Origin of the sequence: Streptomyces sp. WMMB 714, from assembly GCF_900090125.1 — a bacterium.
Classification (GTDB): Bacteria; Actinomycetota; Actinomycetes; order Streptomycetales; family Streptomycetaceae; genus Streptomyces; species Streptomyces daqingensis.
Genome location: NZ_FMHJ01000005.1, coordinates 286,945 through 302,035, shown reverse-complemented (window position 1 = coordinate 302,035; position 15,091 = coordinate 286,945). Strand labels below are relative to the sequence as shown.

Genomic DNA, 15,091 nt, shown 5'->3' with positions numbered 1-15,091 from the left:
GTCCGCGGGGCCGTGGCCGCTTAACCGAAAGAGTCTGGCCGATGAATGCGTTCGCGGACGATGCCCGGGTGCTCGCGGGTGGCAGTGAAGGGGCGGCAGCGCTGCGCTCGTTGACGGGTGTGGTGTTCGACGCGCTGGAGGCGGGGGCGGCGCGGCGGGGTGGTCCGCTGCCGTCGGGCGGTCCCGCGGCTGTGGCGGAGCGGGTCCGGGCTGTGCTCGGGGAGTCGCGGGGCGGCCGGGCCGCAGGGGTGCTGCCGGAGGAGGGCACCGGGGCGGTCGAGGCGCTGAGCTCGCTGGTGGGGTTGGCGGCGGAGGGGGCCGCCGATCCGGCCGATCCGCTGTGCGCGGCGCACCTGCACTGTCCTCCGCTGGCGGTCGCGGCGGCGGCGGACCTGTCGGCGAGCGTCCTGAATCCGTCGATGGACTCCTGGGATCAGGCTCCCGCGGCTTCGGAGCTGGAGGCGTCGGTCTGCCGGGCGCTGGCGGGCCTGCTGTACGGCGGCGGGCGGGGTGGCGTGGACGGGGGCCCGGACGCGCTGGTGACGACCGGGGGGACGGAGTCGAACCAGCTCGGTGTGCTGCTGGCGCGGGAGGCGTCCGGTCCGGGCGTGCGGGTGGTGTGCGGGGTGAACGCGCATCACAGCGTGCCGCGCGCGGCGTGGCTGCTGGGCCTGCCGGAGCCGGTGCGGGTGGCGGCGCCGCGGGGTGTGCTGGAGCCGGCCGGGCTGCGGGCCGCGCTGGAGTCGCTGGGTACCCGGGCGCCGGGTGCTCCGGTCCTCGTGGTGGCGACGGCGGGTACGACGGATACCGGCGCGATCGATCCGCTGGACGAACTGGCCGATGTGGTCCGGGAGTTCGACGTGCGCTCCAGGAGCGGGGGCGGCGGTGGGGTGCGGTTGCACGTGGACGCCGCCTACGGGGGGATGCTGCTGTTCAGCAGCGGGCTGCGTGCGCGTCTGTCGGGTCTGGAGCGGGCGGACAGCGTCACCCTCGATCTGCACAAGCTGGGCTGGCAGCCCGTCGCGGCCGGCTTGTTCGTCGTTCCGGACGGGCGGGCGCTGCGGCCGCTGGATCACCGTGCGGACTATCTGAACGCCGATGACGACACGGCGGCGGGGCTGCCGGATCTGCTGGGCCGCTCGCTGCGTACGACGCGGCGTCCCGACGTCCTCAAGGTCGCGGTCACGCTGCGCGCGCTCGGGCGGGCGGGGGTGGGGGCGCTCGTGGAGCGGACGTGCGGTGTGGCCTCGCGTCTCGCCGCGCTGGTGGATGCGGATCCGCGGCTGGAGCTGTTCGGTCCGCCCGTACTGTCCACGGTGCTCTTCCGTCCGGTGGGGGCGGACGCGGAGTCCGTGGCCGCGGTGCGGCGGCGGCTGCTCGCCGAGGGCAGGGCGGTCCTGGGCCGTGCGGCCGTGTCCCGGGAGGACGGCGCGGAGGAAGGGGCGGGCGGGTGCGGCGAGTTGTGGCTGAAGGCGACGCTGCTCAATCCGCACGCCGGTGAGGGCGATCTGCGGGCTCTGCTCGGACTCGTGATCGAGGCGCTGCCGTCGGCGGCGCGGGAGGCGGCCTGGCCGGAACCCGCCGCGCCTGCGCGGCCCCTGCCGGCGTCGCGGTCGGGCACGCCTCCCCCGCCGCACGTGCCCGCCGCGCCCGTCCCGCGGCCCGCGTCCTCGGCGCCTGCCGGGACCGCGAACGTCATCACTTCCGTCACCGCCTCCAGTGCAGCAAGGAGCCCGCGCTCATGACGACTGCCGAAGATCCGCGCTTCCGCCGGTCCGCTCCGGCGCCCGGTCTTCCTCCGCATGCGACGAATTACGGCGCCGTCAACGGCGGCAGCAGCGCGGGCGGGGACGCCTCCGGCGGCGGCGCGTCCGCGGAGCAGGGCGCGTTCGCGGCGGGGGCTTCGCCGTACGCGCTGCCCGGGCAGCGCACCGCGCAGGGGCGTCCCGCGCTGACCGTCGAGCCGGGCGGCGGCAGTGGGGCGAAGGGGCATGACTCGGAGCACCGGCCCCTGGACCTGGCGGGCGTGGGCATCGGGCCGGCCAACCTCTCGCTGGCGGCCCTGGCCGACGGCGTGCCGGGGCTGAGGGCCGCGTGTTACGAGCAGCGGGCGGGTTTCGCGTGGCATCCGGGGATGCTCATCGAGGGCGCGACGCTCCAAGTGCCGTTCCTGGCCGATCTGGTGACGCTCGCCGATCCTGCGTCCCGCTGGTCGTTCCTCAGCTATCTCAAGGCGCAGGACCGCCTCTTCCCGTTCTACTTCGGGGAACGTTTCCACATCGAACGGACCGAGTACGACGCGTACTGCCGCTGGGTGTGCGAGGGGCTCGCCACGGCCGGGCCGCGTGCCGTGGGCGGGCCCGGCAAGGGCAGGGGCGGGGCCCGGGGTTCGGCCGCGGGTCCGGGGCTGCATTTCGGGCACCGTGTCGACGCGGTGCGGTGGCATCCCGGACTGCGCCTGTTCGAGCTGGACTTCACCAGGACGGACGCGGATGCGGCTTCGCAGCAGGGGCGTTCGTACGCCAGGAACCTGGTTCTGGGTGTGGGTACGGCGCCGTACGTGCCGGAGCCGCTGCGTGCGCTGGCCGCTTCGACGGGCGCCGGGGCTCCGGTCGTCCATTCGGCCGGCTATCTGGAGCAACGGGAGCGGCTGCTGGCGGCCGGTCACGTCACGGTGGTGGGGTCGGGCCAGTCGGGTGCGGAGGTCTTCCTCGACCTGCTGCGGAACCGTCCCGCCGGGCGGGAGGGGCTGCACTGGATCACGCGGAGCGGCGCGTTCGCGCCCATGGAGTACAGCAAGCTGGGTCTTGAGCACTTCACGCCGGACTACACCCGCTACTTCCACGGTCTGCGGCAGTCCGTGCGGGACGAACTGGTGCCCCGTCAGTGGCAGTTGCACAAGGCGGTCGACCACGGCACGCTCGCCGCCATCCACGACGAGCTGTACCACCGGACGCTGGGCGGCGGCTGGCCCGACGCGGTGATCACTCCGGGGGTCGCCGTGCGTACGGCGGGGCGGGTCGGGGCGACCCGCGTGGAGCTGCATCTGGAGCAGGCCGAACAGGACGTGCGCACGCGGCTGGTGACGGACGCGGTCGTGCTGGCCACCGGCTATCGCGAGCGGCCTCTGGACGGGGTGCTGGCGTCGCTGGAGCCGTGGCTCGCGCGGGACGACGCGGAGCGGCTGCGGATCGACGAGCACTACCGCCTGGTGATGGACCCGTCGGTGCGGGGCGCGGTGTACGTGCAGAACGCGGAGCGGCATACGCACGGTGTCGGGGCGCCGGATCTGGGCCTGGTGGCCCATCGGAGCGCGGTCATCCTCAACTCCCTGACGGGCGAGGAGCATTACCGGCTTCCCCGGCGTACGGCGTTCACGACGTTCGGGCTGCGCCCTGAGGGTGCGCTGGCGGCCGGTACGCCGGGCGTGGCCGAGCAGGCGGACCGGCGGCACGAGGGTTTCCGGCCGCTGCGCATGAGCTGAGCGGCCCTCCGCGACGCCCCGCCCTGCTCTGGCTTCCCGCTACGTCGACGTCAGAGCGGCGTCGTCGTCCCCGCGGGGCGGGGCGGGGGCGTCGCGGGTGCGTGGGGCGGCGGGGCGCTGGTGGCGCCGCGGGGATGAGCTGAAGCGGCTGACAGGAGATCGGCGTGGTGGAACACTGCAGGGATGTTCGATCACATTTCGATTCAGACGCAGGATCCTGCCGCAGCGGCAGCCTTCTACGACGCCGTCCTGGAGCCGCTCGGGGCGACGCGCGTCCTCGACTTCGGGGACGTCATCGGCTACGGCAGCGCGGCCCCGGCCTTCTGGCTGGGCCCATCGGGCGGTGAGGGGCAGGCGCGCGAGATCCATATCGCGTTCACGGCGTCCGGCCGGGAGACGGTCGACGCCTTCCACAGGGCCGCTGTCGCCGCCGGCGCGGAGGTGCTGCACGCGCCCCGGCTGTGGCCCGAGTACCACGAGTCGTACTACGGGGCCTTCGTGCGCGACCCGGACGGGAACAACGTCGAGGCGGTGTGCCACCTGCCGGGGTGATCCGGGGATCAACCGCGCGGAGCGCGGAGGTCTGCCAGAGTGACCGCATGACGAACATCCCTGGTCACACAGCAGAGTCCGGCCCCGTTCCGTACGGGACCCCGGACGAGCCGCGCGTCGCCGTACGCGGCGAGGCGAGCCTCGAGTTCGACCCGGAGATCGCGAACATCTCGGTACAGGTCGCCTCCCGGGGCACCGGCCGCCGCGACGCCCTGAAGATGCTGACCCGGCGCAACTCCGAGGTGCTGGAACTGGTCAAGAGCTACGGCGAGGCCGTCGAGAAGCTCTCCACCGGCTCCTTCTCCGTCACGCCCGAACTGGCGGAGAAGGGCCGCCGTGAGCGTGTCCGCTGCTACAACGGGCGCGTGCAGATCTCGGTGACGGTCGGCGACTTCACCGCGCTCGGGGAGATGACCACGCGCCTCGCCGACCTGGAGATGACCCGGGTCTCCGGGCCCTGGTGGGCGCTGCGCCCCGACTCCCCCGCGCACAGGGAGGCTCGTCAGCAGGCGGTCCGTGAGGCCGTCACCAGGGCCCGCGAGTACGCGGGGGCGCTGGGCGCGGATCTGGTGGCGCTGGTGGAGCTGGCGGACCAGGGCGCGGAGAGCCCCGCGCCGCAGGCACCCATGGGGATGCGTTCCGCCGGGTTCGGCGGAGCCGCCCCGGAGGGGGCGCCCGCGCTGGACCTGGAGCCGCGGCGGCAGCGGGTCCACGCGCAGGTGAACGCACGGTTCGTGATGAGCCGCCCGGCGCTCTGAGGGCCGAGGGCCGGCCGCGTCGCCGGGTGCCGTCCCGGCGGCGCCGCGGACCGCATCCCGCGCTCATCAGAGCGAGCGGCCGCGCACTTTACAAGTTGTCAATGCACCTTTGCGTGGCGGACGTTGGCGACTCCCCTTGAGGCCGGTCCATACCCATGGGTAAGTCGTAGGCTCGTCGTATGCGCCGCGCAAAGATCGTCAGCACACTGGGTCCCGCCACCAACTCGTACGAGCAGATCAAGGCGCTCGTCGACGCGGGTATGGACGTGGCCCGCCTCAACATGAGCCATGGCTCGCACGCCGAGCACGAGGAGCGCTACCACCGGGTGCGCAAAGCCGCGGAGGAAGCGGGCCGCAGCGTCGGGGTCCTGGCTGATCTTCAAGGCCCGAAGATCCGGCTGGGGTGTTTCCGTGAAGGGCCGGTACTCCTTGAACGCGGCGACGAGTTCACCATCACCGTCGAGGAGGACGTCGAGGGCGACCGCTCCCGCTGCGGTACGACCTACCCCGGTCTGGCCGCCGACGTCTCGGCGGGCGAGCGCATCCTCGTCGACGACGGCCGCGTGACTCTGGAGGTCGTCGCCGTCGACGGTCCCGCCGTGCGGACCGTGGTCGTCGAGGGCGGCATGGTCTCCGACCACAAGGGCCTCAACCTGCCGGGCGTCGCGGTCTCCGTTCCGGCGCTGTCCGAGAAGGACGTCGAGGACCTGCGCTGGGCGCTGCGCACCGGTGCCGACGTCATCGCCCTCTCCTTCGTGCGCAGCGGGCACGACGTGAAGGAGGTCCACCGCGTCATGGCGGAGGAGGGCCGTTCCCTCCCCGTGATCGCGAAGCTGGAGAAGCCGCAGGGCGTCTCGAACCTGGAGTCCGTCGTCGACGCGTTCGACGGCGTGATGGTCGCCCGGGGAGACCTGGGCGTGGAGATGCCCCTGGAGTCGGTGCCGCTGGTGCAGAAGCGCGCGATCAAACTGTGCAGGCGCAACGCGAAGCCCGTCATCGTGGCCACGCAGATGCTGGAATCCATGATCGACTCGTCCAGGCCGACGCGTGCCGAGGTCTCCGACGTCGCCAACGCGGTGATGGACGGTACGGACGCGGTGATGCTCTCCGGCGAGACCAGCGTCGGGAAGCACCCCGTGCAGGTGGTGAAGACGATGGGCCTCATCGTCGAGGCGGCCGAGGAGGACATGCTCTCCAAGGGCCTGCCGCCGCTCACCGAGCACAGCAAGCCGCGCACGCAGGGCGGCGCCGTCGCGCGGGCCGCGGCGGAGATGGGCGACTTCCTCGGGGCGAAGTTCCTCGTCGCGTTCACGCAGTCCGGGGACACGGTGCGCCGCCTGTCCCGCTACCGCTCCCCCGTGCCGGTGCTCGCCTTCACCCCGGACCCGGCCACGAGCGCCCAGCTCAACCTGACCTGGGGCGTGGAGTCCTTCGTCGGCCCGACCGTGCAGACCACCGACGAGATGGTCGAGCAGGTCGACGAGCAGCTGCTGAAGCTGGGGCGCTGCCGGAAGGGCGACCTCGTCGTGATCACCGCCGGCTCGCCGCCGGGCGTGCCGGGGTCGACCAACCTCGTGCGCGTCCACCACATCGGCGAGGACGACGCCCCGAAGAGGTGACTCCGGCGGGACCGGCGCAGGGCCCGGCCCGTGCCGCGCCCGCGGTCCCGCCGCCTCCGTCTCCGCCGTCTCCGCCGTCTCCGCTCAGGAGCGGGCCATCGTCTCGTGGTGCCTGATCACTTCGGCGATGACGAAGTTCAGCAGCTTCTCCGCGAAGGCGGGGTCGAGTTTCGCGGAGACCGCCAGCTCCCGCAGGCGGGCGATCTGGCGCGCCTCACGCGCCGGGTCCGCGGGCGGGAGGTCGTGGTCGGCCTTGAGCCTTCCGACGCGCTGGGTGCACTTGAAGCGTTCCGCGAGCATGTGCACCACGGCCGCGTCGATGTTGTCGATGCTGTCGCGCAGCGCGAGCAGCTCCTCCCGTACCGACTCCTCGATGCCTTCGGTCGTGCTCTCACCGGTGCTGCCCGGGGTGTCGTGAGTCATCGCCATGCCGTTCCAGATCGACCCGTGTGGTGGCGGGCGGTGCTCCCCTGCCGCGCCTGCTCCGACCCTATGCCGCCGCGGCCCGTGACGCGGCACGGCCCTGGGGCGCGTACCGTGTCGTGATCGCTCCGCGCGTCCGGCCTCTCCCCGAGTCTCCGCCCCGGTGGAGCGGCGTGCCCGACGCGAGTGCAACTGCCCGGCCGGGAACGGGAGTTCACCACACGGTACCTGTCGCGGGCACGGCCGCCGGCCGCCACCGCGTGGCCCGCGGTACCTGCTGGATGATCTCGCGTGCCGCGCGGACAAGGGCGGCGTTGCCCGGAGCGGGGGCACCGCCGGGGAGTTCGCCGTGCAGGAGGACTGGTGCGGCCCGCCGGTGCGAGTCCGTCCAGCAGGGCGGCCGCAGCGCCGAGCGCCTCCCGCGGCGCGGTCTCCGTGATCCCGGCCAGTACGCGCAGGACCCGGCGCGATCCGGGCCAGTCCGGGAACCGCGGAGATCACTGCCGAGCCGGCACCGAGCGGCAGCGACCCCGCTTCGACAATTCGCAGTCCGCTACCTGGCCACCTTGCACATCACAGCCATCAGCGGATGGCTCCACCTACTTCGAAACTCGCATCAGTCGTCGCAGCCGTTGTTCTTGCCGTGGCCTGCGGTAAGTCCGGCATTGGTGGTGCCGCCCTTGCCTCCCTTGTTTCCTCCGCTGGTGGTGCCGCCCCGGCTGCCACTCGTGCCACCGCTTGTCTTGGTGAGAGAGGCCGACTTCGCGTCTTCCTGGAACGTGGTCTGGGTGGGGGCGCCCTTGTCGCGTTTGTCGCAGTCCTTGCTCTTGCCGTCGCATCCTGCGGTGAGGGTCAGGGCAGCGGTGGCGGCGATCGCAGCGACGAGCACGGCGGCCGGACGGCGGGTGATGCGTGGATTCACGGTTCCTCCTTGCGGTTGGACATCTTGTACCCGTCGAACTGCGTTGTGTGCAGCGCCAGTTGATTGAAGTCGCCTGCAAGTGCCGCGGCGCGGCCCGGCACAGTCGAGCGGTGTCCGGGCCGAGCGTGCGAGGGTGTCGGGCCGTCGGGCCAGCGGTGGTCAGCCGGGGGTGTCGATCCTCTTGTCGTAGTAGGTCCTGGAGGCCGGTTCGGCCAGCGCCGCGAACGCGGACGAGGCCGCGGCGGCCGTGCACGTAAAGTGGCAGGGGAGCGACGGACTGCGGGGGTGGTGCCGATGGCGGCACGGGACGCGGGAGGCGGGGCCCCCGGGGCCCCGGTCCGGCGCGGTTTTCCCCACCTGGGCACCGTCCGGGCCGCGATCACGGCGCTCCACCGGCGCCTCCCGGAGGACGGGCCGCGGCGGTTCGGGACGAGCGTGCTCCCCAGCGACGTGGCGTTCTCCGACTCCGAGGACCTCCTCGACGGCGCGCAGCGCATCGCACGCGTGATGGTGCACCACTTCCGCCTGCCGGACGCCCGTGTCGCCGTCTCGTTCCGGAGCGGGATGCGGGACGCCGCGCACGTCGAACTCACGGCGGGGCCCGAGTACTTCGTGGAGCTCAACGCCCGCTTCACGAGGCACCGCCGGGACATCGGCGCGGCGCTCGCGCACGAGGTGGCGCACGTCTTCCTGCACCGCCTGGGGCTCTCCTTCGACGGGACCGAGGACGACGAGATCCTCACGGACACCGCGACCACGTACCTGGGAGCGGGCTGGCTGCTGCTGGACGCCTTCCGGCAGGACCCGCTCTCGTCGCAGAAGCTGGGCTACCTCACGCCGGAGGAGTACGGCTACGTCCTGGCGAAGCGGGCCGCCGTGTCCGGTGAGGACCCCGCGGTGTGGTTCACCAGCCCGCAGGCGTACGAGGCGTACGTGGAGGGCAGGGCCCTGGCACGTGCGGAGGCCGCACGGCCGCCTCTGGAGGGGGCCGGCTGGGCGGAGCGCCGCCGCTACGCCAGGGACCGCCGCCGGGCGCAGGCGCAGCCGGCTCCCCCGGCGCGGGCGGTGGACGGCGAGGGGTACGCCTTCGAGGGGCGTTCGCCGATGCGGGTCTCCTTCCCCTGCCCCGTCTGCAACCAGCGCATCAGGGTGCCGGTGCGCGGAAGGGTCCGGGCGCGCTGCGGGCTCTGCCGCACGGTGCTGGAGTGCGACACCTGAGTCCCGGGCCCCGGAGCCGGCAGGGCGGGACGCGGGTACGGGCGCCCGGCGGGGCGGGACGCGGCGGCGCGGGTTCAGCGAGCGCGGCGCATGACGTACGTTTCGCCGCATGAGCCCTTCCATCGCCACCAACACCCGCGTCGAGCTGCCCGGCCTGCTCGAATTCGTACGCCCGCGCCACCGCGCCCTGCTGATCACCCGGCGCTCCGACGGCTCGCCGCAGGCCTCGCCGCTGACGTGCGGCGTGGACGACTCGGGGCGGATCGTCGTCTCGACGTATCCGGAGCGCGCCAAGACGCACAACGCGCGGCGGGACCCGCGCGTCAGCGTCGTCGTCCTCTCCGACGAGTGGAACGGCCCCTGGGTGCAGATCGACGGGGACGCCGAGGTGATCGACGCTCCGGAGTCGGTCGAGCCGCTGGTGGAGTACTTCCGCAACATCTCCGGCGAGCACCCCGACTGGGACGAGTACCGGGCCGCGATGCTGAAGCAGGGCAAGTCGCTGATCCGGATCACGCCGCGGCACTGGGGGCCGATTGCGACGGGCGGCTTCCCCGCGCGTCTCGCCGGCTGATCGTCTTCCCGGCGCCACGGCACCGGGCCCTGCCAGGCATGTCCCCGGCGGGCGCCCGCGCGTGCCCCGGCCGTGCCGGTCGCCCCTGCTCACGGCACGGCGTGCCGCTCTGTTCCGTCGGGCTGCGAGACGTGCTTCCGCAGGTCAGAATCGGAGTGCGGGAGCCTTACGGGGAGGCGGTCGCGACTACGGGGCCGTACGGCCCCGCGCCCGAATTCACAGGGGAGTTGACGAAGAATGACCACGGCCATCCAGTCACGGTCACCCATGGAGAGCGCCTTTCTCGGAGAGGAGCTGAGCCTGCCGCTGGAAGCGCCGCTGTGGCTGCTGGCCGGCGTGGACGACGAGGAAGAGCCCGGCTTCGAGCCCCACATCTGGCGCGGCATCGACTGAGTGTGCCCGCGCGGCCACGCTGAGGAACGGCCGCGCGCACCTGACCCGACGACCGGTCCGCGGTGCTCCCCCACGGGAGAGCCGCGGACCTTCTTGCTGTGCGGCGCGGTCGGGGCGGTCCGGGGGTACCGGCGTCTCAGCGCATGAACTCCTTGCGGAGCCTGTCGAGGTAGGCGCGCGTGTCGGGGACGAGTTCGGAGGCGAGCCGCGAGATGCGGGTGTACGCCTCCAGGTGCGTCACGACGTCGGGCCGCTGGTCGAGGTAGACGGCGCTGGTGAGGCCGACCTCGGTGTAGACGATGTCCTGCAGCTCCGGCTCCTTGAAGCGGAAGTACGTGACGTGCCCGGTCGTTCCGGAGTGGGCGCCCGCCGCCAGCGGCAGGACGCGCAGCGTGACGCGCGGATCGTCGAGCACCTCCATGACCCGCTCGATCTGGCCGCGCATCACGGCGGGGCCCCCGACCTCGCGGCGCAGCACGGCCTCCTCCAGCACGACCCACAGCTTCGGGGAGTCCGGCCCGCCCAGCAGCGCCTGGCGGCGCAGGCGCAGATCGACCCTGTGCTCGAGGGCGTGTTCCGGCTCGTAGGGGAAGCCGGCCCGGATGACGGCGCGGGCGTAGTCGCGTGTCTGCAACAGGCCCGTCATGTAGTGCGGTTCGTAGACGCGGATGACCTGGGCAGCGGTCTCCAGGCTGACGTACGCCCTGAACCAGTCGGGCAGCGCCGTCTTGTAGTTGTGCCACCAGCCGGGCTCGTTGGCCTGTTCGGCCATGGCCGTGAAGCTCTCGGCCTCCGTCTCGGAGACCTCGTAGAGCCTCAGCAGCTCCTTGACGTACGGGATCTTCAGACTGACCTGGGCGTTCTCGATGCGGCGGATCGTCAGGTGGCTGACGCTCAGCGCCTTGGCGGCACCTTCGAGAGTGACGCCGCGGCTCTCGCGCAGTTCCTTCAGCCGCTTGCCGAGAACGATGCGCAGCACCGTGGGTGCGCTCTGGCCACTCGGCAGTGCCTCGCTCACGCACTGGCTCCTGACCGCAGCGCCCGGAGCAGCCGCCGGCATCCGTGCGGATGCCCAACTGCCCTCGCCCGCCGCGTGGTTGTGATGGGGATGGGGATAACCATGCGGTCGGGAAGGAAAGTTATCAGAGCGGTGCCACTCCGGTTGAGGGGCAGGTCGAAGATCCCCGTGCGGAGGGGCAGTTCACACGGGTGCGGCCCCGCACCGGGTGGTGGGGGGCCGCACCGTGCACGGGGTGTGGCGGGGGCGGACGCGCACCGCGGTGCGCCGTCGCGGTGGTTCAGCCCTTCAGCAGCTCCTTACCCGTCGCCGCGTCGACGACGGTGCGGTCGCCGAGTTCACTCTCGAGCTTCACCTTCGTCTTGTCGCTGACGAGCTGCTTGGTGCAGAAGTCGGCGTCCTTCTTCTCCTTGGCCCAGCCCGCGACGATCACGAGCTTGTCCGTCTCCTGCACGTGCGCGCCGTAGCTGCTGTCGCAGCCGCCGTGGCCGACGGTCACGGTCAGCGAGTCCTCCTTGCCCTGGACCGGGCGCTGTGCGGCCTGAAGCGGAAGCATGTCGTTGTGACGCTCCTTCGTCCGCTTCACCTTCGGCCAGTCCTGTTCGATCTGCGTGGCGCGCTTCTCGAAGCGGGACTGCTTCTTCGGTGCCTCGCTGCTGACGGTCTGGCCGCTGCCTCCGCACGCCGTCGCCGTCAGTGCCATGACGGCCAGCGCGGGGGCCAGGGCGAGTGCGGTCTTCGTACGGGCCTTGCCTGTGGTGCCTTGTCGCATGATCCACCTCCAGCTTCACCGCTCTGACGGCGGTGGCGCCGCCCGGGTTCCGAGACCTCCCCGGCCGGCGCTGCCGGCGAGGGGAAACCGCTGGTCACAGCGGTGCCGCGGAGGGATGTATGAGTTCTTCACATGCCGTTCGTGACCGCTGCACTGTGCCCGCCTGCCGCATCCTCACAGAATCATCACCCCAGTCACACTGTCCCAGCGGACGCTTCGGGAGGACGGTCGCCATGCAGCAAGGGGGATGACGGACGGGCCGGGTCAGGGAGGGGCGGCCGCCCCCGTACGCCCCGGGTCCCGTCAACGGGAAGCGAGGCGCGGGCCGTCCGTCCCGCGGCGGCGGCCCCGGTGGCGCACATCGCGAACAGCCGTGGCGCACAGCGCATTTCAAATCGTCCATCGACCCCTCGGCCTTACGCGTTCTCACATATGCTCCTCCCTGACAGCGCATACATGAGCGATTGCAGAGGCTGTGCACAAATGGCACTTCACGACCGGCTCGGCGGCGCTGCCCTACCGGAAGCAGCCGCAATGGGCCTTACGCCCGACCGCGGCCGGAATCTCCCGGCACCGCGGTTGGCCCAGGCCATTCTTCTGGCTGCTCTTCTCAGCTATCTGACCATTACGATGCTCAACATTCTGAGCGCGCAGCTCGGCCCCGGGAAACTCGTTGCCGCCCTTCTCAGTCTCGCCGCGATATTCCTGATCCAGCTCTCCCACTCGGCGCCCGGCGCGCATCGCGCACCGGCCTGGCGGAAGTGGACGACGCTGTCGGTCCAGGCGGTCCTCACCTACCTGCCGATGGTCGCCTTCCGCGCGATGTGGGGCGCGATGGCCGGCTTCCTGGCCGGTTCGCTGCTGCTGCTCCTGCCCGCGCGGCTGGCCTGGACGCTGTACGGCTCCGTCGGCTTCAGCATGCTGCTGCCCCCGCTGCTGGACGACCGCTCGACGCTGGACGCCATCCACCTGTGCCAGTCCAGCCTCCTCACCGGCCTGGTGGTCTACGGGCTCACCCGGCTCTCGCAGCTGGTCCGCGAGGTCCACGACACACGCGACGAACTGGCGCGCATGGCCGTGACGCGCGAACGTCTGCGCTTCGCACGCGACTTGCACGATCTGCTCGGCTACAGCCTCTCCTCGATCACGCTGAAGAGCGAACTGATCCACCGCCTCATCCCCTCCCATCCCAAGCGCGCCACGGAGGAGGTCGCCGACGTGCTGCGCATCTCGCGGCAGTCGCTGGCGGACGTGCGCAGGGTGGCGAGCGGCTTCCGCGACATGTCGCTGCGCGACGAGGTCGTCTCCGCCCAGTCGGTGCTCGGCGCGGCGGACATCGTCGTACGGTCGAGGCTGTCCTTCGGCGTCCTGAACCAGCGGGTCGACACGGTCCTCGCCTCCGTGCTGAGGGAGGCGGTGACGAACCTGCTGCGGCACAGCCGGGCGCGTGTCTGCGAGATCGAGGGGATCCAGCAGGACGGGTTCGTACGGCTGTCGGTGGCCAACGACGGCGTGGATCCCGCCTACCACGATCCTTCTCCGTACAGCGGCAGCGGCCTGGGGAACCTGGAGATACGGTTGCGCGCCGTCGGCGGCAGCCTCACCTCGGGCAGGGGGAAGGACGGCATGTACCGGCTGGTGGCCGAGGCCCCGGTCAGCACCGTACGGCAGCTCGCGGCGGTGGACGCCGCCGAGCTGCCGCTCGACGGGCCGGCGGCCTGACCGGGCGGCCGCCGGGAGACGACCGATGCGGACACGCATGCGCAGAGCTCACACGGGGGTGTCGTGATACGGATACTGCTCGCGGAAGACATGCACATGGTCCGCGGAGCGCTGGTGGCGCTGCTCGACCTCGAGGACGACTTCGAGGTCGTCTGCGAACTGGAGCGCGGTGACGAGGTGGTGGCGGCCGCGCTGGACAAGCGCCCCGACGTCGCCGTCATCGACATCGACCTGCCCGGTCTGGACGGGCTGACCGCTGCGTCGATGCTGCACGAGAAGCTGCCGGAGTGCCGGACGCTCATCCTCACCAGCCTCGGCCGGCCCGGAACGCTGCGCCGGGCGCTGGCGGCGAGAGTCTCGGGCTACCTCCTCAAGGACGCGCCGCCGAAGGAACTCGCCGCCGCCGTACGAAGGGTGGCCGCCGGCCACCGCGCCGTCGACCCCCAGCTGGCCCTCGCCGCCTGGGGCGGTACGGACAGTCCGCTGACGGAGCGCGAGACGGAGGTGCTTCGGCTCGCGTCGGAGGGCGCGGAGGCCTCCGAGATCGCCTCCCTGCTGCACCTGTCGACGGGGACGGTGCGCAACTATCTGACGACGGTCGTGACGAAGACGAACGCGCGGAACCGGGTCGACGCGATGCGCATCGCGCGGGAGTCGGGCTGGCTGCTCTGACGGCGGGCCCGCGGCCGAACCGGCTCAGGAGCCGTCGCCGCCGCGGTCCGTGAACCGGGGGCGGTCTCCGCCCGCCGCCGGTTCACGGACCGGGGCGGCCATTCCCGCACCGGCGAGATAGTCGAGGATGCCCTCCGTCACCTTCGACGGCAGCGGCAGCGCGGAGGAGACCGCGTCAGGGGTGACCGGCCACGCCAGCATGCCCACCACCCAGACCGCTTCGGGACGGTGGAGCACGACGCGGTGCGGCGAGTCCGCCGACTCCAGTGCCACGCCCGCCGGTTCGAGGGTGAAGGAGACCCCCGGAGGCAGCCGCACCTCCCGCAGCGTCGGCAGCCGCTCGGGGGTGAAGGACGCGCGCCGGGAGGCGGGCTGCACCGACAGCAGGGGGCCCTTCAGATCGTCCAGGCCGAGCGTGCGCACGACCAGGTGGGAAAGGCGGCTCAGCAGCAGCATCAGGAAGAGGTACGCGTTCGGGTCGGAGTCCGAACCGTTGCTCCTGACACCGGCGTTCACCAGCAGCACGGGGCCGAGGACCATGCGGTGCAGCACCTCGCGTACGACGGCGCAGCCGCCCTGCACGCACTCACTGCCCCAGCGGCCGGTCAGGACGATCTCGTTGTCGTTCTCCCCGGCTTCGACGACCACGTCCTCGGAGAGCGACCAGAGGTGCACCGGGCAACTGCCGGACGGAAGCGGCACGACGGCCCCCTTTCGCACGCATGACTGCCAGTCAAAGTATGCAAGCGCACCGGAACGGCGCGACAGCTTTCCGATCACCCGCGCGGGGTGAAAATTTCATATCGCACGCTTCGGATTCCGGGAGGCGAATGATGATTTCCGCCGCGCGTCCCCGGGTATTCATGACGCCGGTCACAGAAAGGGAAGCCCGTGACAGACGTCACCGGCCGCCGGGCACGGAATTGAGCCTTTCGCCCCAACTGCCCCTCAGGACTACAGTTTT

The 15,091-nt window shown here is 71.9% G+C and carries 15 protein-coding genes; 10 read left to right on the top strand and 5 right to left on the bottom strand.

The features are described 5' to 3' along the window. Positions 1 to 41: 41 nt before the first annotated feature. From H181DRAFT_RS11440 to pyk, 5 genes are all read left to right on the top strand, one after another. On the top strand, positions 42 to 1,745 hold the full coding sequence (locus H181DRAFT_RS11440; protein WP_074467814.1) for a pyridoxal phosphate-dependent decarboxylase family protein: 1,704 nt from the start codon (positions 42 to 44) through the stop codon (positions 1,743 to 1,745). Continuing rightward, positions 1,742 to 3,484, top strand: a complete 1,743-nt coding sequence (locus tag H181DRAFT_RS11435; protein ID WP_078895665.1) for a lysine N(6)-hydroxylase/L-ornithine N(5)-oxygenase family protein — start codon at positions 1,742 to 1,744, stop codon at positions 3,482 to 3,484. The genes H181DRAFT_RS11440 and H181DRAFT_RS11435 overlap by 4 nt, the downstream gene beginning before the upstream one ends. A gap of 183 nt (positions 3,485 to 3,667) precedes the next feature. Further along, positions 3,668 to 4,036 carry a VOC family protein gene (locus tag H181DRAFT_RS11430; RefSeq protein WP_045864226.1) on the top strand — a complete coding sequence of 123 codons (369 nt, stop codon included), beginning with the start codon at positions 3,668 to 3,670 and terminating at the stop codon, positions 4,034 to 4,036. 47 nt (positions 4,037 to 4,083) lie between these two features. Further along, positions 4,084 to 4,794 (top strand): SIMPL domain-containing protein, encoded by a 711-nt coding sequence (locus H181DRAFT_RS11425; protein ID WP_045864225.1) that lies wholly within the window; start codon positions 4,084 to 4,086, stop codon positions 4,792 to 4,794. A gap of 179 nt (positions 4,795 to 4,973) precedes the next feature. Next, complete coding sequence (gene pyk / locus H181DRAFT_RS11420) at positions 4,974 to 6,413, top strand: pyruvate kinase (RefSeq protein ID WP_045864224.1); 1,440 nt, start codon at positions 4,974 to 4,976, stop codon at positions 6,411 to 6,413. A gap of 84 nt (positions 6,414 to 6,497) precedes the next feature. Here the strand turns inward: pyk and H181DRAFT_RS11415 are convergent, their stop codons facing one another. After that, positions 6,498 to 6,836, bottom strand: coding sequence for a chorismate mutase (locus tag H181DRAFT_RS11415; RefSeq protein WP_045864419.1), 339 nt, complete (start codon positions 6,834 to 6,836; stop codon positions 6,498 to 6,500). 616 nt (positions 6,837 to 7,452) lie between these two features. Beyond that, positions 7,453 to 7,758: a hypothetical protein gene (locus H181DRAFT_RS11410; protein ID WP_045864223.1), complete on the bottom strand. Its 306-nt coding sequence runs from the start codon at positions 7,756 to 7,758 to the stop codon at positions 7,453 to 7,455. A gap of 294 nt (positions 7,759 to 8,052) precedes the next feature. Here H181DRAFT_RS11410 and H181DRAFT_RS11405 point away from each other — a divergent pair, with 294 nt between their 5' ends. The 3 genes from H181DRAFT_RS11405 to H181DRAFT_RS29410 all read left to right on the top strand — a co-directional run bounded on the left by H181DRAFT_RS11405 (position 8,053) and on the right by H181DRAFT_RS29410 (position 9,943). Then, entirely contained in the window at positions 8,053 to 8,976 is a 924-nt protein-coding gene (locus H181DRAFT_RS11405; protein WP_045864418.1) for a hypothetical protein, read from the top strand. Positions 8,977 to 9,085: 109 nt separating this feature from the next. After that, positions 9,086 to 9,550 carry a PPOX class F420-dependent oxidoreductase gene (locus H181DRAFT_RS11400; protein ID WP_045864222.1) on the top strand — a complete coding sequence of 155 codons (465 nt, stop codon included), beginning with the start codon at positions 9,086 to 9,088 and terminating at the stop codon, positions 9,548 to 9,550. A gap of 237 nt (positions 9,551 to 9,787) precedes the next feature. Then, entirely contained in the window at positions 9,788 to 9,943 is a 156-nt protein-coding gene (locus tag H181DRAFT_RS29410) for a hypothetical protein (protein WP_158715433.1), read from the top strand. Positions 9,944 to 10,079: 136 nt separating this feature from the next. Here H181DRAFT_RS29410 and H181DRAFT_RS11395 read toward each other — a convergent pair whose 3' ends face one another. Both H181DRAFT_RS11395 and H181DRAFT_RS11390 read right to left on the bottom strand, forming a co-directional pair. Next, positions 10,080 to 10,961 carry a helix-turn-helix domain-containing protein gene (locus H181DRAFT_RS11395; RefSeq protein ID WP_045864221.1) on the bottom strand — a complete coding sequence of 294 codons (882 nt, stop codon included), beginning with the start codon at positions 10,959 to 10,961 and terminating at the stop codon, positions 10,080 to 10,082. Between the two features lie 280 nt (positions 10,962 to 11,241). Next, positions 11,242 to 11,733 carry a hypothetical protein gene (locus H181DRAFT_RS11390; RefSeq protein WP_045864220.1) on the bottom strand — a complete coding sequence of 164 codons (492 nt, stop codon included), beginning with the start codon at positions 11,731 to 11,733 and terminating at the stop codon, positions 11,242 to 11,244. 630 nt (positions 11,734 to 12,363) lie between these two features. On the opposite strand from H181DRAFT_RS11390, the gene H181DRAFT_RS11385 reads away from it, so the two are divergent. Together H181DRAFT_RS11385 and H181DRAFT_RS11380 are read left to right on the top strand one after the other, a co-directional pair. Further along, entirely contained in the window at positions 12,364 to 13,455 is a 1,092-nt protein-coding gene (locus tag H181DRAFT_RS11385; RefSeq protein WP_052708550.1) for a sensor histidine kinase, read from the top strand. A gap of 63 nt (positions 13,456 to 13,518) precedes the next feature. Continuing rightward, entirely contained in the window at positions 13,519 to 14,127 is a 609-nt protein-coding gene (locus tag H181DRAFT_RS11380) for a response regulator transcription factor (protein ID WP_074467813.1), read from the top strand. Between the two features lie 24 nt (positions 14,128 to 14,151). Here H181DRAFT_RS11380 and H181DRAFT_RS11375 read toward each other — a convergent pair whose 3' ends face one another. Further along, positions 14,152 to 14,829, bottom strand: coding sequence for a hypothetical protein (locus tag H181DRAFT_RS11375; RefSeq protein ID WP_045864218.1), 678 nt, complete (start codon positions 14,827 to 14,829; stop codon positions 14,152 to 14,154). Between the last annotated feature and the right edge of the window lie 262 nt (positions 14,830 to 15,091).